Here is a 17,379-nt window from a genome sequence, read left to right on the forward strand (position 1 = left end):
GGGGTTCGGTTGCCCTGCGGGGCTTTCCCCCACCCCGCCCTTTCACCGTTTCCTGGGCTCCGCCCAGACCCGTTGCGCTCAAACGCCGCGCGGGCTGGAGTGAGCCGCGCGGGCTGGAGGGGGGCCGTGGGGGCTGGCGGTGGGCGGGGCGGGGTGGTTCAGGGGGCGTACTTGTAGCCCACTCGGCGGACCGTTTGGATTGCGCCTCGGTGGGCCGTGCCCAGCTTTCGGCGGAGGCGGGCCACGTGGACGTCGACGGTCCGGCCGTCGCCGACGTGGCCGTAGCCCCACACCGTGGTGACCAGCTGGTCCCGGCTGTGCACCCGGTGCGGGTGGGCCACCAGGTGGGCCAGCAGCTCGAACTCCAGGTACGTGAGGTCCAGTACCCGGCCGTCGACCTCGGCGGTGCGCTGCGCGGCGTCGATGCGGACCAGGGTGTCACCGGTGGTGGTGGACGCCGCGGGGGGCGGGGTGGGAACGGACTGCGGGGCGAAGGCGATCGGCTGCTGGTCGGCGGGGACGAGGACCAGGTAGCCGACCATCGGCGGCTGGCCCGGAAGCGCCGGCAGGGAGTGCTGCGGCGCCGGCAGCCAGGTGGCGCCGGGCGGCAGCAGGTCGGCGACCCGGGCGACCTCGTCCGGGGCGACGGCGCGCAGCCGGTGGCGCGGACTGGAGGGGAAGGGCAGGGGTGCGGTCGCAGCGGTGGCGGCGGACGTCAGGGAACGGGTCTGAGACATGAGTGGTCAGCTCTTTCACGCGGAGTGGTCGGCAGGAGACGTGCGTACGTCGTCGATGCACCGCGCAGACCGAAGGCCTCGGGGAAGGTCGGGTCGAGTCCCGGGAGGCTTTAGAGGGCCGGCGCGTTCGTCGCGCGGCAACACTCCCGGTCGAAGTCGTGATCCTGACGGGACGGCCAGAACGGCTCGAGGTCGCTGCGACCGGTCGAGGTGTGCGAATGGCTGGCCATGGGCCCATTGAAGCAGACGAGTGCCGCCCCCGGCAGACCCTGTCTCACCTGGTGGATCGGAATCTCATATTCAGGGGAAAGGATACGCCAACGCCCGCCGGACCCGGGGGGCTCGGCGGGCGTTGGCGGGTGTCGTCAGGCCGGGTCAGACCAGACCGTCCTTCTCCAGGCCGGTGCAGCAGGTGTCCGTGATCAGACGGGTCACCACGTACGGGTCCACGTTGGCGTTCGGACGGCGGTCCTCGATGTAGCCCTTGCCGTCCTTCTCCACCTGCCACGGGATGCGGACCGAGGCGCCGCGGTCGGAGACGCCGTAGCTGAACTCGTTCCAGGGGGCGGTCTCGTGCAGACCCGTCAGGCGCTCGTCGATGCCCGCGCCGTAGTGCTTGACGTGGTCCAGCGGCTTGCTGCCCTCGCCCAGCGCCTCGCACGCGGAGATGATCGCGCGGTAGTCCTCGCGCATCGCCTTCGTGGAGAAGTTGGTGTGCGCGCCCGCGCCGTTCCAGTCGCCCTTGACCGGCTTCGGGTTCAGCGTCGCGGAGACGTTGAAGTCCTCGGCGGTGCGGTACAGCAGCCAGCGCGCGACCCACAGCTGGTCCGCGACCTCCAGCGGGCCGAGCGGGCCCACCTGGAACTCCCACTGGCCGGGCATGACCTCGGCGTTGATGCCGGAGATGTCCAGGCCCGCGGCCAGGCAGTGGTCGAGGTGCTTCTCGACGATCTCGCGGCCGAAGATCTCGTCCGAGCCGACACCGCAGTAGTAGCCGCCCTGCGCCGCCGGGAAGCCGCCGACCGGGAAGCCCAGCGGGCGCTGGCCGTCGAAGAAGGTGTACTCCTGCTCGATGCCGAAGATCGGCTCCTGCCCGGCGAACTTCTCGGCGACCGGCCGCAGCAGCGCGCGGGTGTTCGACTCGTGCGGGGTCATGTCGATGTTCAGGACCTCGCACAGCACGAGCAGGTTGTTCCCGCCGCGGATCGGGTCCGGGCAGGAGAACACCGGCTGCAGGACGCGGTCGGAGGCGTGCCCCTCGGCCTGGTTGGTGCTCGAACCGTCGAAGCCCCAGATCGGCAGGTCGGCGCCGTCGGCGAGGATCTTCGTCTTGGAGCGCAGCTTGGCCGTCGGCTCGGTGCCGTCGATCCAGATGTACTCAGCCTTGTAGCTCACGGGCCCCATCCTTCGATGCGTCGCGCCGCGCCGCGCAGGCTCTGCGGATGCTGCGGTGGGCGGTGCTGCGGTGTAGTCCGCAGCGTGCCCCGTGGCGATTTCTCATCCGTTGCCCGTGTGTGAACCCCGTGTTACCGGGGTTTACTCCGCAGCTCGGGTGGCTTGTGCGGGTCGGTGTCAGCACGCCCGTCCGAGTCGGGCAGACTGACATGGTGAGCATTTCGTACGATTTGAGTTCCGTCGGGGATGCTGCGGAATTCTCCCCTCCGCCCGCCCGTCCCCGCGTCGGCCTGCTGGGCACCGGCCCCTGGGCCCGCCGTACGCACGCGCCCGCCCTGGCCGCCCACGCCGGAACCGAGTTCGCCGGGGTCTGGGGCCGCCGGCCCGAGGCCGCGGCCGAGCTGGCCGCGGAGTACGGCGTGAAGGTGTACGACGATCCGGACGCGCTGTTCGCCGACTGCGACGTGGCCGCCTTCGCCCTCCCGCCCGACGTGCAGGCCCTGCTCGCCGTCCGCGCCGCCGCCGCCGGCTGCGGGCTCCTGCTCGACAAGCCCGTCGCCACCACCGTCGGGGACGCCCGCGCCGTCGCCGACGCCGCCGAACGCCACGGCGTCGCCTCCGTCGTCTTCCTCACCCTCCGCTTCGCCGAGCCGGCCGCGGCCTGGGTCGAGGAGCAGGCCGGCCGCTCCGGCTGGTTCAGCGCGAGTGCCCACTGGCTCGGTGCCGTCTTCCCGCCCGACGGCGCGCCCAGCGCGTACGCCGACTCGCCCTGGCGCAAGGCCAAGGGCGGCCTCTGGGACGTCGGTCCCCACGCCCTGTCCGTCCTGATCCCGGTCCTCGGCGAGGTCACCTCCGTCACCGCCGCCCGGGGGCCGTCCGACATGGTCCAGCTGGCCCTGCGCCACACCTCGGGCGCGGCCAGCACCGCCGTGCTCAGTCTGGGCGCGCCCGTCGCGGCGGCCGGGGTGGGCCTCGAGGTGCGCGGGGCCGAGGGCGTCTTCTCGCTGCCCAACTGGACCGACGTACCGCGTGCGTACGGACGTGCGCTGGACGCGCTGCTCACCGCCGTCCGCACCGGGGTGCCGGACGCGCGCGACGCGCGGTTCGCGGCGCGGCTGACGGAGATCCTGGCGCAGGCTGAGGCGCAGCTGCCGGTCTGAGCGGGCCCGCGGCGTGGCGGGGCGTCAGGTCAGGACGACGACCTGGTGCATGCCCTTGATCGCGTGCGGGAGTCCGGTGACGTCGTCCGGGACGAAGCAGAGCAGGACGTACGTGCCCGGCGGCAGGTTCCGCGTCTCCAGCAGCACGGAGCGGCCGGGGGAGACGATGCCGGCGCCGACGGGCCGCCCGGTGTAGGGCAGCGGGCCGGGCGCGGCGCGGTCGAAGACGGCCTGGATCTGCGCGTCCGTGGTCCCGGGTGCGACGGGCTGCAGTGCCATCTCGTGCAGCTCGTCCGAGGCGTTGTGCACCAGGATGCTGTCCCCGGCCCGGTCCAGGCCGTGGACCTCGAAGCGGGGGCCGTCCGCGGTGTCCCGTTCGAGCACGAGGCTGCCGGCGACACCCGCCGGGCCGTCCGCGCTGATCGGGCTGCCCGTGCCGATCGTGCCGTCGGGGGCTTCGTACGTCCGGCCGCCGTACAGCCGGAGCGTGCGGGTGACCGGATGCGCCGGGTCCGCGAGGAAGGCACTGAAGTCCAGCAGGACGACCTCGCCCGCGCCGACCGGGGTCGTGAAGGTCTCCGCCACCGACGGGGTGACCTGGGCCCCGCCGAACAGCTCCGCCCGGTCGCGTACCGCGGCGATGCCCTCGGCCGTGGGAACGGGCTGGTGGCTGACGGCCTTGGCGAGGTCGGCCAGTACCTGGTCCGCGCTCACGCCCGGGTGCGGCCGGAAGGCTTGCAGGAGGTGCCCGTTCGGGTCGTCGGTCGTGACGCGGAAGGACACCAGGCCCGCCCGTGCGGACAGCGGCGCCTTGATGCCGGACGCGGTGACCTTCACGTCGACGGGGACCGGCGCCCACCGGCCGAGGTCCGCGCCACCGGTGGCGGCGGCGCTGTCGGCTGCCGTGCCGGCTGCGGTCCCGGCGGCAGCCGGACCGCCGAGGGAGGCGGCGAGAACGAGCGCGGTCAAGGCAGCCGCGGCGCGCGGCCCGTGCTTGAGCAGTGCGGTACGCATGGGTCTCCTGTTCGTGGAACGGGCCCCCCGGACCAGGCCAGCGCCTTCGAAAGCCCGGGCGGCGACAGCCACGCACACTACGGTCCCGATCGAAACGGCCTGCCGGAAAAGTGACTTATTTCAGAACGGCGTTGGCGACGATGATGACCAGGCCGATGGTGGCGTCCGCGAGCCCGATGAGCAGGGCCGGGCCGATCCGGTAGCGGACGCGGAGCGCCACGTAGGAGCCCAAGGCGAACAGCATCGCGGTGTTCAGGCCGAGCCCGACGGCCGTCACCCCGGTGGAGTTCCAGTTCGCGAGCCCGGCCAGGACCAGCAGCAGGACGGTGGGCACGGTGGCGGCGACGATCGGCCACTCGGTCCACAGGGCCCGCACCAGCAGCCGCCACCGGTGGGCGGCGGAGTCGGTCCGGTGTTCGGCCATGTGGTGCGCGTACCCGTGCGCGAGCCCCCCTGCCACGGCGGTGACGAGGATCCAGAGGGCGTCCTGGAAGGGGAGGTACGGCCCGCCCTCCCGGTCGAGCGCGGCGAGCAGCGCGGACGCGAGCACGGTCCCGTACACCCCGCCGAACATCCAGTCGGACCCGCGGTGGGCCGGGGGGACGCGCGGACGGGGGCCGGTCGGAGGCTGCGGGTTCAGCGGTGTGCACACGATGCTCCTTTGATCCGGTATCTGCCCTTTGGTCGGTTTCACACCCTATGGGGTGGGAGGGTGAGGACGAGATGAGGACGGGACCCGGGGCGCCGGCGCGAGCGCCTGTGAGGGCGCCTACGAGGAAGCCGGCTGGGCGGTGTCGGCGCCGCCGAGGGCGGCGACCGCCGTCGCCAGGGCCTCCGCCGCCCGGGCGAAAGCCGCTTCCGGGGCTGCTGCGTACCCGACGACCAGGCCCTCGCGGGCCGTGGTCGTGGCCGGCGCCTGCGCCTGTGCCCGGGCTGCCGGGTGGCGGTACGCGGACAGGCCGTCCAGGGAGATGCCCGCCGCGTGCGCCGCGGCCAGTGCGGCCCGCTCCGTACCGGGCGGGAGTTCCAGCACCGCGTGCAGGCCCGCCGAGATGCCCGTCACCCGCAGGTGCGGGGCGCGGGCTGCCAGGGCGGCGGCCAGGAGGTCGCGGCGGCTGCGGTAGCGGGCGCGCATGCGGCGGACGTGGCGGTCGTACGCCCCGCACTCGACGAAGTCGGCCAGTGCCAGCTGGTCCAGGGCGCTCGCCCAGGACTCCCGCAGCCCCTTCGCCGCGAGGACCGGCTCGACCAGGTCGTCCGGCAGCACCAGCCAGCCGAGGCGGACCGCGGGGGACAGGGACTTGCTGAGGGAGCCCGCGTAGACGACCCGGGCGGGGTCCAGGCCCTGGACGGCGCCGATCGGCTTGCGGTCGTACCGGAACTCCCCGTCGTAGTCGTCCTCCACGATCAGCCCGCCCGTCGTACGGGCCCACTCCACGGCGGCGGCCCGCCGCCCCGGCAGCAGGCTGACCCCGGTCGGGAACTGGTGCGCCGGGGTGAGCAGCAGCGTGCGCGCCCGCGCCGGGACGAGGTCGGTACGGGCCCCGCCCCCGTCGACCGGGACCGGGTGGGGCCGCACCCCGGCGGCTTCCAGGACGCCGTGGTGGAAGGGGAGTCCGTACTCCTCCACCGCCCAGTCGCGGGGCCGGACGGAGGCGAGCAGGCGCAGCCCGTTCGCGAAGCCGGAGCAGACCACGATGTTCTCCGGGCCGGTCCGCACGCCCCGTGCCCGGGCCAGGTACGCGGCCAGCGCCCGCCGCAGCTCGGGCCGGCCCCGTGGATCCCCGGGGCCGAAGGCCTCGGTCGGGGCCTGCGCGAGGGCCCGCCGGGCACTGGTGGACCACGGGCCCCGCGGGAAGGACGCCGGGTCCGGCTTGCCCTGGAGCATGTCGTGCCGGGCGCCCGCGGGGGCGGGCGGGACCGGGGCGGCCGGCGCTGCCGCGGTGGCCGCGGGGGCGGCCCCCTCCGCGACCCGGGTGCCGGAGCCCTGCCGGGCGGTGAACCAGCCCTCGGCCACCAGCTCGGCGTACGCGTCGGCGACGGCGTTGCGGGCCAGCCCGAGGTCGGCGGCCAGGGCCCGGTAGGGCGGCAGCCGGGTCCCGCCGGCGAGCCGCCCGCTGCGCACGGCTTCGCGCAGCGCCCGGGCGAGGGCGGTGCGGCGGGCGCCGTGCGCGGGGAGGTCGAGGTGCAGGTCGGCGCCGCCGCCCGGGCCGGCGGCCCCGTCGGTGGCGCCGGGGTCGGCGGTGTCGTCGGACGTCATGGCGGGGAGCGTACGGCGCGGCCCGGCACCCCGGGCGCGGGTGTCGCCGCAGGCCGGCCGGGGGTCGGCCGGCGGATCAGCCGCGGCGGGAGAGGGCCTCGCGGACGGCCTCCTCCGAGCGCGCGACCACGGCCGTGCCGTCCTCCGCGGTGATGATGGGCCGCTGGATGAGCTTCGGGTGCGCCGCCAGGTGGGCGATCCAGCGGGCCCGGGCCTCCTCGGTCTCCTCGCGCGGCAGCTCCCGTACGCCGGTCTCCTTCGCGAGGGGGTCGGAGGTGCGCGTGATGTCCCAGGGCTCCAGTCCGAGCCGGCCCAGCACCTCGCGGATCTCGTCCTCGGAAGGCACGTCCTCCAGGTAGCGGCGCACCGTGTAGTCGGCGCCCTCGGCGTCGAGAAGGGTCAGTGCGCTGCGGCACTTCGAGCAGGCGGGGTTGATCCAGATCTCCATGGCTCCCAGCCTAGTCAGAGCCGTTCCGGCCAGGGCCTTTGTCAGTGGCCCACCGTAAAATCGAGGGAGTACGACAGGAAGCCAACTACCGTTTGGGAGGCTGTAGATGGCCACTGCCACGACGCTTCGGCCCGTCAAGAAGAAGCCGCTGCCCGCGGGGCTGCCCCGGGAGTGGTACGAGAGCCACAACCGCCGGCTGAAGGCGATGCGGTTGGCGATATCCCTGCTCGACTCGGGGACGTACGACGCCCGGCGGGCCACCAACCGGAAGATCCGCACCATGGCCGTCCGGACCGGCATCCACCGGCCGTCGAACACCACGTGCAAGCTGGTGCGCGCGTACATCATCAGCAACGCGAGCTGAGCCGGCCGGAGGGCGGGGTGTTCCGACGGTCGGCCGGGGCGCCCTGCCCGTCTCCCTGCCGGCGCCGACTGCCGGCCGGCGGCTTCCGCTCTCCCGTCGTCACGGCACCTCCGTCCCGTCGTCCGCGCAGAGCACGAGCAGGGCCACGTCGTCGCGGGGGCCGCCCGAGGTGAAGGTGACGAGGTCCTGCCACAGGGCGCCGACCAGGCCGGCCGGATCAACCGCGGCGGGGCCGGTCACGACCGGGATGCGGGTGGCCAGGGGGTAGAAGTGGCCGGCGGCGTCGCGGGCCTCGGTGACCCCGTCCGTGACGGCGAGCAGCCGGTCGCCCCGCCGCAGCTGCAGGCCCGTGACGGCGGCGCCGGTGTCGACGGTGAGCCCCAGCCCGAGTGGCGGACCGGGTTCCACGGCCACCTCGGACACCGACCGGCCGCGCAGCAGGAGCGCCGGCGGATGCCCGCACGAGACGATCCGGACGAGTTCCAGCCCGGGCGGGAACTCCATCAGCAGGGCCGTGGCGAACAGCTCCGGCTGCGCGCAGGACGCGCCCGCCGCCCCGGCGGTGTCCGCGAGCAGCCTGCGGTCGAGCCGGGCGGCGACCCCCGTCAGCTCCGGATCGTCCAGCACCCCTTCGCGGAACGCGCCGAGCAGCGCCGCCACCGTGCCGACCGCGGCCAGGCCGTGCCCCTGCACGTCCCCGACCAGGGCCCGCACCCCGTACGGGCCGGCCCGTACGTCGTACAGGTCCCCGCCGACCAGCGTGCCGCGCTGCGCCGCCCGGTACAGGCCGGCGCAGCGCACCCGGCCGACCCGGTCCGGCACCGGCGGCAGCACCGCCAGCTGCGCCGCCTCCGCCACGGTCCGTACGCTCACAAGCTGGGCGTCGCGGCGCCGCCGGACCCAGGCGAGCACCACGCTGAGCACTGCGATCGCCGCCACCGTGGCCAGGTCCGCGCCGTGCGGGTGCGCCACCCCCGACCACGCCACCCCGAGCAGGACCAGCACCAGCCCCGCGAAGACGGCGGTGCCGGCGGCCCCGTACGCGAAGGCCGCCACCGGCGGCACCCCGGCGAGGAAATAGCCCAGCTCGACGCCCGGGGTCATCCGCTGCGCCAGCACCAGCACCACCAGGGCCGCCGCGGGCGCGATGCGGGCCCAGCGCGGCGGCGGCTCCCCGCGCAGCCAGCCCGGCTCCTGGCGTCGGCGTCTCACCCCTCCACCCTGGTACGGGGTCCCGGGCCGCGCACCCCGGACCGGATCCGCCGGGTGGCCCGCCGGCGCCCGTACGCCGACAGTGGTCCCGTGACGGATGCGAGGGCCCCGCGGAGCGGGCACGGCGACCCGAGCGGGGCGATGAGCACCCGGCTGAACTGGTTGCGGGCGGGAGTGCTCGGAGCGAACGACGGGATCATCTCCACCGCCGGCCTGGTGGTCGGCGTGGCCGGCGCGACCACCTCGCGCCCGGCGATCCTGGAGGCCGGCGTCGCCGGACTGCTGGCCGGGGCCCTGTCGATGGCGGCGGGGGAATACGTGTCGGTCAGCTCCCAGCGGGACTCCGAGCGGGCCGCCCTCGACGTGGAGCGGCGCGAGCTGGCCGAGGAGCCGGAGGCGGAGCTCGAGGAGCTCACCGAGCTGCTCGCGGCCCGGGGGCTGAGCCGGCAGCTGGCGCGGGAGGCGGCCGTGCAGCTGACGGCGCGGGACGCGCTGCGTGCGCATGCCAGGGTCGAGCTCGGCATCAACCCCGACGAGCTGGCCAACCCATGGCACGCGGCGTTCGCCAGCCTGGTCGCCTTCACGGTGGGCGCCGTGCTGCCGCTGCTGGCGATCGTCCTGCCGGGGCCCTCCCGGCGGGTTCCGGTCACCGTGGCGGCCGTGGTGGCCGCGCTCGTCCTGTGCGGGGTGGTCGGCGCACGGCTCGGCGGTGCCCCTGCCCGGCGGGCCGTCCTGCGCAACGTGGCCGGCGGCGCGCTGGCCATGGCCGTCACCTATGCGGTGGGCACCTGGCTCGGCACCGGCTGAGCCACCCCTGCTCCCGCTGCGCGGAGCCCTTCCCCACCCCGCCCCTTCTCCCCCAGCTACCGCTGGGAGGTGCCCCCAGAAACCGGGTCCTGCGGCCCCGGGCCCCGCTCGCCTCAGTCGCCGGCGGGGCTCAAAGATCGGGGCTCCGCCCCGGACCCCGCGCCTCAAACGCCGGCGAGGCTGGATGGTGCCGGCGGCGCTGGATAGGGCCGCCGGGCTGGATTTGCCGCGCAGCGGCACATTTCAGCCCGCGCGGCGTTTGAGCGCACCGGGCGCGGAGCGCCCGGAACGGGGGCCGGGGCGGAGCCCCGGTTTCTGGGGGCACCTCCCAGCGGTAGCTGGGGGAGAAGGGGCGGGGAGGGGATCGCTCCGCGCAGCGGGAGACGGGGCGGTGCGCGGCGGGAGCCGCAGGCGGCGGCATCATGGGTGCCATGCGCATCGCGGTCACCGGTTCGACCGGGCTCATCGGCAAGGCACTCGTGCGGTCGCTGCGTGCGGACGGCCACGACGTGATCCGGTTCGTGCGGCGGGAGCCGGCCGCGGCCGACGAGGCGCGGTGGGATCCGCGCCGGGGTGAGGTCGACACCGCGGCCCTGGCCGGGTGCGCGGCGGTCGTCCACCTGGCCGGCGCCGGGATCGGCGAGCACCGCTGGACCGCCGCGTACAAGGAGGAGATCCGGGCCAGCCGGGTCGAGGGGACCGCGGCGATGGCCCGGGCGGTAGCCGCGCTGGCGGAGCCGCCCGCGGTCTTCGTCAGCGGCTCGGCCGTCGGCTACTACGGGGACACCGGCGACCGCCCCGTCGACGAGACGGCCCCGCCCGGCCGCGGCTTCCTGCCGGAGGTGTGCGTGGAGTGGGAGGCGGCCGCCGACCCGGCCCGCCGGGCGGGGGTGCGGACGGTGTTCGCCCGCACCGGCCTGGTGGTCGCCGGCGAGGGCGGCGCGTGGGGCCGGATGTTCCCGGTCTTCCGGGCCGGGATCGGCGGTCGGCTGGGCAGCGGCCGCCAGTACTGGTCGTACATCTCCCTGCACGACGAGGTCGCGGCCTTGCGGCACCTGATCGACACCCCGCAGCTGTCGGGCCCGGTCAATCTGACCGCCCCGGAGCCGCTGACCAACCGCGAGGTGACCGCGGCGATGGGGCGGGTGCTGCGCCGCCCGACGCTGCTCACGGTGCCGGCGCCCGTCCTGCGCGTCGTTCTGGGCGAGCTCTCCCAGGACGTGCTGGGCAGTCAGCGGGCCCGGCCGGCCCGGCTGTTGGAGTCGGGGTTCGTCTTCCGCCACCCCGGCATCGACGACGCGATCCGGGCGGCGCTCGCCAGGCCGGCGGCCTGAGGGGCGGCTTCCGCTTCCGGGCGGCGCGCACGCGCCGTCCGCGTGCGACCGTTCGTGACCCGTGTGCGACCGCCGTGCGACCGGATCCGACCGTAATACCGCACCGAACTCGGGTTCCCCTCGAGCCCGTTGGGGGAAGGAGGATCCCCACACAGCCGCGCCGACCTCGGGGAGGGGCACGTGCTCAGCAGCTCGCACCGCGCCGCACAGCATGCGGACGTCGTCATCGTAGGAGCCGGGGTCTCAGGACTCGCGGCGGCACAGCACCTGATCGCGGCAGGGGTCACCGTCACCGTCCTGGAGGCGGCGGACGACCCCGGCGGCCGGATGGCCACCGAGCACGCCGACGGCTTCCGGCTCGACCGGGTCGGCCAGCTGCTCAACACCTCGTACACGGAGCTCGACCGGACCCCCGGCCTCGGCTCCCTGGTCCTGCGGCCCTTCGCGCCCGGGGTCCTCGTCCACACCGACGGCAAACCGCTGCGCGCCGGGGCCACCACCCCCGCCCGCGCGCTGGCCAGCGGCTCCTTCGACCAGGCCCGGCTCAGCGCCTACCTCGGCCGGCTCGCCGTGACCCCCGTCGAACGCGTCCTCGCCCGGCCCGAGCGCACCGCCGCGGCCGCCCTGCGCTCCCGCGCCCTCGGCACGACGCTGCGCCCGCTGCTCGCCGCCCTGCTGCGCGACCCGGAGCTCACCACCTCCAGCCGCGTCGCCGACCTGGCCCTGCGCGCCTTCGCCCGGGGCCGGCTCGCCGTCCCCGAGGGCGGCGCCGCGGCCCTGCCCCGGCTGCTCGCCGCCGCCCTGCCGCCCGGCACCGTCCGCACCGGGGTCCGCGTCCGCTCGGTGGCGACCCAGCGCGTCACCACCGAGGAGCACGGCGAGTTCAGCTGCCGCTCCCTCGTCCTGGCCACGGGGGCGCGGGCCGCCGCCGAGCTGCTGCCCGGGCTGCGGGTGCCCGGCTTCCACGAGGTCACCGTCATCCACCACGCCACCGCCGCCCCGCTGCCCCGGGACGGCTCGCTCCTGCTCGACGGCGACCCCCGGTGGCCCGTCGCGCACACCGCCGTGATGAGCGCCGTCGACCCGACCCGGGCTCCGGCCGGCCGCAGCCTGGTCACCACCACCGTGCTCGGGCCGCCGCCGCCCGTGCGCACCGTCGCCTCGCGCCTGGCCCGGCTGTACGACACCGCCACCCGGGAGTGGGAGCTGCTCGCCGTCCACCACGCCCCGGAAGCCGTGCCGGCGATGCCGCCCCCGTACGACCTGCGGCGCCCGGTGCGGGTCCTGGCCGGGCTGTACGTGTGCGGCGACCACCGCGACGCCAACACCGTCCAGGGCGCGCTGCACTCCGCCCGGCGCGCCTCCACCGCCGTCCTGCGCGACTTCGGCATCCGGCTTCCGGCCACCGCCGAGAGCAGCCTCCCGGCGGTGGCCTGAGAACCACCGGCGAAGGGCCCGGTTCCCGTCGGGGATCCGGGCCCGTCCCACGGGCGGCGCCGGGCGCGCCGGCGCCGCCTACGACAGCGCCGCGACCCGGTCCCGGTAGGTCCGTACGGCCGCCGCGTCCCGATAGGGCTCGAGCCGCCGCTCGAAGTCCCGTACGTACTCCACCGCGCGCACCGAGCGCATCTCCATCGCCTGCTGCGCCGCCTCCGCGCCCAGGGCGCACGCCTGGTCCAGCTCGCCCAGCCCCAGCCGGGCCGTGGCCAGCACCACCCGGCAGAACAGCCGCGAGCGGGCGAACGCCGGCGCCCGCAGCTGCAGCGAACGCTCCGCGTGCTGCGCCGAGGCCCGGTACTGCTGGAGGTCGCGGTGGCAGTGCCCGAACTCGTCGGCGAGCTGGGCCTCGTCGAAGAACTTCGCCCAGTACGGCACGTCGTCCCCGGGCCGGGCCGCCCCCAGGGAGCGCTCGGCGCGCACCAGCGCGGCCGTCGCCGCCCGGACCTCGCCCAGCACCGCGTGCCCGCGCGCCTCGGCCGAGTGCAGCAGCGCCTGGACCACCGGCGGGGGGCCGGAGCCGACGCCCTGCTGGGCGACGCGGGCCAGCTGCACCGCCTCCCGGCCGTGGCCGAGGTAGACCGCCTGCCGGCTCATGGTCACCAGCACGTAGCTGCCGTACGGCCGGTCCGCGGCGGCCTGGGCGAGGCGCAGGGCCTGGACGAAGTAGCGCTGGGCGAGCCCGTGCGCGGCGATGTCGTACGAGGTCCAGCCGGCCAGCCGGGTCAGGTCGGCGGCGGCCGCGAAGAGCCGGCGGCCGGTGGTCTCGCCGTAGGTGCCGCGGAGCATCGGCTCGGCCTCGTGCTCCAGATAGCGCACGAGGGCCTGGCGGGCGTGCCCGCCGCCGTAGGTCTGATCGAGGGTCTTGAACAGCTCGCTGACCGAGCGCAGCGCGGCGATGTCGCCGCCGGTGACCCGCTGGCCCGGCCCGCGGTCGATCTGCCGCTGGCGGGGCACCGAAGTGCGCCCCTGCATCGGGACCCGGGCCGCGGCGGCCGGGTCCGCGCCGCGGCCCACCCGCTCGTCGGGCCGCCCGATCAGCCAGTCCCGGCTGGGCACGACCAGCCCGGCCGGGGTGAATGCGATCTTCCGCAGCTCGGCGTGGGAGCCGGAGTCCTTGCGCCACAGTCCGCTGGCGATGTCCACCGCCTCTTCCGGGGTGGCCGCGAACTCCAGGCCGGCGTAGACCGGCGCGCAGGCGTCCAGGCCCAGGTCCTGCGCGGAGAGCCGGCGGCCCAGGCGCCGGGTGAAGACCTCGGCGATCAGCGCCGGGGTGGTGCCGCGGGGCTGCTGCCCGCGCAGCCACCGGGTCACGGAGGTCTTGTCGTACCGCAGATCGAGGCCGTGCTCCAGGCCGAGCTGGTCGACGCGGCGGGCCAGACCGGCGTTGGAGAACCCGGCTTCCGCGATCAGCGCCGCGAGCTGGCGGTTGGGGACGTGCTGCGCGGGTCGTTCCGTCATCGGCTCCACGGTTTCCTGACGTGACGGACCGGAGGCCCGGCCCTGTGAACGGCGTGAATGTAGCGGCGAACTTCCCCTACGCCGCCCCCTCTGCCCCAGATTCATCCGATCGTGTGCAGAATCGGTAGGGCTCTTTACGGACGGGGCCACGCCGCCCGCGTACGCTGCGTGACATGGCCTCCCGATCATCCGCCGCCGCGCAGCCTCCCGCCCCCGGCGACGGCGCCGACGACACCACCGCGCCGCTGCCCGCGCCCGAGCTGACCGAGGCCGAGTGCCGCCGGTGCGGCACGTACATCGCCGGGCTCGACGGCCGGTACGCGTGCGGCGTGTGCGGCTGGGTCAACGACCACTCGGAGGGCCACCGGCGGCTGCCGCGCGCCGACGAGGACCCCGACCGGCCGCCCAAGGGCCGCAGGCCGCCCCGGCTGCTTCCGGCCCCCGAACCGACCCCGGAACAGACTCCGGAACCCGTCGCCGAGCCTCCGGCGGCGGGCGCCTGAGGGGCCCGGGAGGGGCTCGGAAAGGGCCGCCGTACCCTGGACCGGTGCGATACGTGCACACAGCAGGTTCAACGAGGAGGCGCTGCGGTGGCTGAGCTTGGGTTTGTCCATCTGGGCTTCGGGCCGGACTACGTCGAGTACACCGAGGCGTGGGAGGAGCAGCGCCGGGTCCACGCGGCACGCTTCGCGGACGAGATCGGCGACACCTGCCTGCTGCTGGAGCACGAGCCCGTGTACACGGCCGGCCGCCGCACCGCCGACAGCGAGCGCCCGCTCGACGGCACGCCCGTCGTCGACGTGGACCGCGGCGGCAAGATCACCTGGCACGGCCCGGGCCAGCTCGTCGGCTACCCGATCATGAAGCTGCCCCGGCCGGTGGACGTCGTCGCGCACGTGCGCCGCCTGGAGGAGGCGCTGATCCGCACCGCCGCCGACTTCGGCCTGGAGACCACCCGGGTCGAGGGCCGCTCCGGCGTGTGGGTCCTCGGGGACCCCCTCGAGGAGCGCCCCAGGATCGGCGGCCTCTCCCTCGACCTCGACCCGCGGCTGCACGACGAGGAGTTCGACGCCCGGCTCAACGGCCCCGAGTACGCCCCGTCCAACGCCGGCCAGCGCCGCGAGGACCGCAAGCTCGCAGCGATCGGGATCCGCGTGGCCAAGGGCGTCACGATGCACGGCTTCTCGTTCAACGTGAACCCCGACAACACCTGGTTCGACCGGATCGTGCCCTGCGGCATCCGGGACGCGGGTGTGACCTCGCTCTCGTACGAACTGGGCCGCGAGGTCTCCATGGCCGAGGTCGTTCCGGTCGTCGAGAGGCACCTGAAGGACGTACTGGAGCACGCCGAGCTGCGGCCGCGCGAGATCGAGACCGCCGCGGGCGCCTAGCCCCGGGGAATGCGTCCGGCCGCCTACAGGTTGGCCGACGTAAGAGCGTACGAATTTACGGGCGTACCCTGGTGGGCGCCGAGGAATCACAGTCACAGGGAGCCGGTCGTGTCCGCAGTCGCACCCGACGGACGCAAGATGCTGCGCCTGGAGGTCCGCAACAGCCAGACCCCCATCGAGCGCAAGCCCGAGTGGATCAAGACCCGGGCGAAGATGGGTCCCGAGTACACGAAGATGCAGAACCTCGTGAAGGGCGAGGGGCTGCACACGGTGTGCCAGGAGGCCGGCTGTCCGAACATCTACGAATGCTGGGAGGACCGCGAGGCGACCTTCCTCATCGGCGGCGACCAGTGCACCCGGCGCTGTGACTTCTGCCAGATCGACACCGGCAAGCCCGAGGCCCTGGACCGGGACGAGCCGCGCCGCGTCGGCGAGTCGGTCGTCACGATGGACCTGAACTACGCCACCATCACCGGCGTCGCGCGCGACGACCTGGCGGACGGCGGCGCCTGGCTGTACGCGGAGACCGTGCGCCAGATCCACCAGCAGACCGCCGGCCGCGAGGGCGGCCACACCAAGGTCGAGCTGCTGGCCCCCGACTTCAACGCGGTCCCGGAGCTGCTGGAGGAGGTCTTCGCCTCCCGCCCCGAGGTCTTCGCCCACAACGTGGAGACCGTCCCGCGGATCTTCCGGCGGATCCGCCCCGGCTTCCGCTACGAGCGCTCGCTCGAGGTGATCACCAAGGCGCGCGCGTACGGCCTGGTGACCAAGTCGAACCTGATCCTCGGCATGGGCGAGGAGCGCGAGGAGATCTCGCAGGCCCTGCGCGACCTGCACGAGGCGGGCTGCGAGCTCATCACCATCACCCAGTACCTGCGGCCCTCCCCGCGGCACCACCCCGTCGAGCGCTGGGTGAAGCCGGACGAGTTCGTCGAGCTGGCGAAGGAGGCCGAGGAGATCGGCTTCTCGGGCGTGATGTCCGGCCCGCTGGTCCGCTCCTCGTACCGCGCGGGTCGCCTGTACCAGCAGGCGATGGAGAAGCGCGCGGCCGTCTGAGGCACGCCGTCTGAGGCCGGGCGTGTGACGCGGACCGCACTGCGGATTCTGTGAACTCACGCACAAATACTTACCGGCAAGTAATACCGCATCGACGCGGCCCGTAGGCTCTTCGTGGGAAGAGGAGCCGACGGGCCGCGTAAATGTTTCATCACCGTTTGACCGGCAGGTCATGCCCTGGTAACACCAATCAGTGACCATAGGTCAACGCACCGCGCACACCGCCGCACACCGCTGCCACCCCCACCGCTGTGCATTCAGACCGACGTGAGCACCGTGAAAGGGATCGCCATCATGCAGGCCGCGCCCGTACGCGCCATTGCCATTCCGTCGTTCACCGACGCCTTGCGGGGCTTCGAATCGCTCCTCATGAGCGGTGCCCGACGCAACGCCTGGAGCGCTGTCCTCGAGGACCGGCGCCGGGCGAAGGACCGGGTCGAAACCGAGCACGTACTCGAGGCCGCGGCGACCCGGGCTCCCCAGGCCACGTAAACTTCGCTGTATGGCGAGGAAGTCAAACGCAGAGACTGCTGCGAACACTGGGCGACTGAAGCAGATCGCCCTCACGTACAAAATGACGAGCAAGGCCGACCCCAAGGTCGGTCTGGTCCTCGCGGGCGTGGGAATCGTCACCTTCGGTGTCTTCCTTGCGATCGGCTTCCTGATCGGCCACCCGGTCTATCTGGGCATCCTGGGCCTCCTGGTGGCGTTCCTCGCGATGGCGATCGTCTTCGGGCGCCGCGCCGAGCGGGCTGCCTTCGGGCAGATGGAGGGGCAGCCGGGCGCGGCCGCGGCCGTCCTCGACAACGTGGGACGGGGCTGGACGACCACCCCGGCCGTCGCGATGAACCGCAGCCAGGACATCGTCCACCGGGCCGTCGGCAAGGCCGGCGTCGTGCTGATCGCCGAGGGCAACCCCAACCGGGTCAAGCCCCTGCTGGCCGCCGAGAAGAAGAAGCTGGCCCGGATCATGCCGGACGTCCCGGTGCACTCCTTCATCGTCGGCAAGGGTGAGGGGCAGGTCGAGCTGAAGAAGCTCCGCACCACCCTGCTCAAGCTGCCGCGCGTACTGGCCGGCCCCCAGGTCACCCAGGCCAACGACAAGCTGCGGGCCATGGGCGACCTCATGAGCAACATGCCGCTGCCCAAGGGCCCGATTCCCGGACGCGGTGGTTCCGCTCGCCCGCCTCGTGGGCGCTAGCCGCGGCGGAAAGATGCGCTGACCCGCTTTTCGTATACACAC

At 74.4% G+C, this 17,379-nt stretch carries 18 protein-coding genes; 10 read left to right on the top strand and 8 right to left on the bottom strand.

Annotation, left to right across the window (positions count from 1 at the left end; translation table 11 throughout):
• Window positions 1-158 precede the first annotated feature (158 nt).
• Window positions 159-737, bottom strand: a complete 579-nt coding sequence (locus ABZ924_RS10280; RefSeq protein ID WP_361906584.1) for a winged helix-turn-helix domain-containing protein — start codon at window positions 735-737, stop codon at window positions 159-161.
• 375 nt (window positions 738-1,112) lie between these two features.
• A complete protein-coding gene (glnII, locus tag ABZ924_RS10285; protein WP_361906586.1) occupies window positions 1,113-2,132 on the bottom strand; it encodes a glutamine synthetase in 1,020 nt (339 codons plus the stop codon).
• A 230-nt stretch (window positions 2,133-2,362) separates the two neighbouring features.
• On the opposite strand from glnII, the gene ABZ924_RS10290 reads away from it, so the two are divergent.
• Window positions 2,363-3,292, top strand: a complete 930-nt coding sequence (locus tag ABZ924_RS10290; protein WP_361906647.1) for a Gfo/Idh/MocA family oxidoreductase — start codon at window positions 2,363-2,365, stop codon at window positions 3,290-3,292.
• Between the two features lie 24 nt (window positions 3,293-3,316).
• Here the strand turns inward: ABZ924_RS10290 and ABZ924_RS10295 are convergent, their stop codons facing one another.
• From ABZ924_RS10295 to ABZ924_RS10310, 4 genes are all read right to left on the bottom strand, one after another.
• Entirely contained in the window at window positions 3,317-4,306 is a 990-nt protein-coding gene (locus ABZ924_RS10295) for a hypothetical protein (protein ID WP_361906588.1), read from the bottom strand.
• Between the two features lie 115 nt (window positions 4,307-4,421).
• Window positions 4,422-4,958: a hypothetical protein gene (locus ABZ924_RS10300; RefSeq protein WP_361906590.1), complete on the bottom strand. Its 537-nt coding sequence runs from the start codon at window positions 4,956-4,958 to the stop codon at window positions 4,422-4,424.
• Window positions 4,959-5,075: 117 nt separating this feature from the next.
• On the bottom strand, window positions 5,076-6,566 hold the full coding sequence (locus ABZ924_RS10305; protein WP_361906592.1) for a PLP-dependent aminotransferase family protein: 1,491 nt from the start codon (window positions 6,564-6,566) through the stop codon (window positions 5,076-5,078).
• Window positions 6,567-6,642: 76 nt separating this feature from the next.
• Entirely contained in the window at window positions 6,643-7,014 is a 372-nt protein-coding gene (locus ABZ924_RS10310; RefSeq protein WP_361906594.1) for an ArsC/Spx/MgsR family protein, read from the bottom strand.
• A gap of 106 nt (window positions 7,015-7,120) precedes the next feature.
• Here ABZ924_RS10310 and ABZ924_RS10315 point away from each other — a divergent pair, with 106 nt between their 5' ends.
• Window positions 7,121-7,378, top strand: a complete 258-nt coding sequence (locus ABZ924_RS10315; protein ID WP_361906595.1) for a hypothetical protein — start codon at window positions 7,121-7,123, stop codon at window positions 7,376-7,378.
• A 99-nt stretch (window positions 7,379-7,477) separates the two neighbouring features.
• Here ABZ924_RS10315 and ABZ924_RS10320 read toward each other — a convergent pair whose 3' ends face one another.
• Entirely contained in the window at window positions 7,478-8,590 is a 1,113-nt protein-coding gene (locus ABZ924_RS10320; RefSeq protein ID WP_361906597.1) for a PP2C family protein-serine/threonine phosphatase, read from the bottom strand.
• A gap of 141 nt (window positions 8,591-8,731) precedes the next feature.
• Here ABZ924_RS10320 and ABZ924_RS10325 point away from each other — a divergent pair, with 141 nt between their 5' ends.
• The 3 genes from ABZ924_RS10325 (at window position 8,732) to ABZ924_RS10335 (ending at window position 12,168) form a co-directional block, all read left to right on the top strand.
• Window positions 8,732-9,397, top strand: a complete 666-nt coding sequence (locus tag ABZ924_RS10325; RefSeq protein ID WP_361906649.1) for a VIT family protein — start codon at window positions 8,732-8,734, stop codon at window positions 9,395-9,397.
• 431 nt (window positions 9,398-9,828) lie between these two features.
• The gene (locus ABZ924_RS10330) at window positions 9,829-10,731 is read left to right on the top strand and encodes a TIGR01777 family oxidoreductase (RefSeq protein WP_361906599.1); all 903 of its coding nucleotides are present in this window, start codon (window positions 9,829-9,831) and stop codon (window positions 10,729-10,731) included.
• A gap of 180 nt (window positions 10,732-10,911) precedes the next feature.
• Window positions 10,912-12,168, top strand: coding sequence for an FAD-dependent oxidoreductase (locus tag ABZ924_RS10335; protein ID WP_361906601.1), 1,257 nt, complete (start codon window positions 10,912-10,914; stop codon window positions 12,166-12,168).
• 78 nt (window positions 12,169-12,246) lie between these two features.
• Here ABZ924_RS10335 and ABZ924_RS10340 read toward each other — a convergent pair whose 3' ends face one another.
• Complete coding sequence (locus ABZ924_RS10340) at window positions 12,247-13,689, bottom strand: regulator (protein ID WP_361906603.1); 1,443 nt, start codon at window positions 13,687-13,689, stop codon at window positions 12,247-12,249.
• 173 nt (window positions 13,690-13,862) lie between these two features.
• Here ABZ924_RS10340 and ABZ924_RS10345 point away from each other — a divergent pair, with 173 nt between their 5' ends.
• From ABZ924_RS10345 to ABZ924_RS10365, 5 genes are all read left to right on the top strand, one after another.
• Entirely contained in the window at window positions 13,863-14,192 is a 330-nt protein-coding gene (locus ABZ924_RS10345) for a hypothetical protein (protein WP_361906605.1), read from the top strand.
• Between the two features lie 87 nt (window positions 14,193-14,279).
• The gene (gene lipB, locus ABZ924_RS10350) at window positions 14,280-15,080 is read left to right on the top strand and encodes a lipoyl(octanoyl) transferase LipB (protein ID WP_361906607.1); all 801 of its coding nucleotides are present in this window, start codon (window positions 14,280-14,282) and stop codon (window positions 15,078-15,080) included.
• Window positions 15,081-15,188: 108 nt separating this feature from the next.
• Entirely contained in the window at window positions 15,189-16,136 is a 948-nt protein-coding gene (gene lipA, locus ABZ924_RS10355; RefSeq protein ID WP_361906609.1) for a lipoyl synthase, read from the top strand.
• Window positions 16,137-16,430: 294 nt separating this feature from the next.
• Window positions 16,431-16,628: a hypothetical protein gene (locus tag ABZ924_RS10360; RefSeq protein ID WP_361906651.1), complete on the top strand. Its 198-nt coding sequence runs from the start codon at window positions 16,431-16,433 to the stop codon at window positions 16,626-16,628.
• 10 nt (window positions 16,629-16,638) lie between these two features.
• Window positions 16,639-17,337, top strand: a complete 699-nt coding sequence (locus ABZ924_RS10365; protein ID WP_361906611.1) for a DUF4191 domain-containing protein — start codon at window positions 16,639-16,641, stop codon at window positions 17,335-17,337.
• The last annotated feature ends 42 nt before the right edge of the window (window positions 17,338-17,379 follow it).

It is taken from the genome of Streptomyces sp. NPDC046876 (assembly GCF_040645035.1).
Classification (GTDB): domain Bacteria; phylum Actinomycetota; class Actinomycetes; order Streptomycetales; family Streptomycetaceae; genus Streptomyces.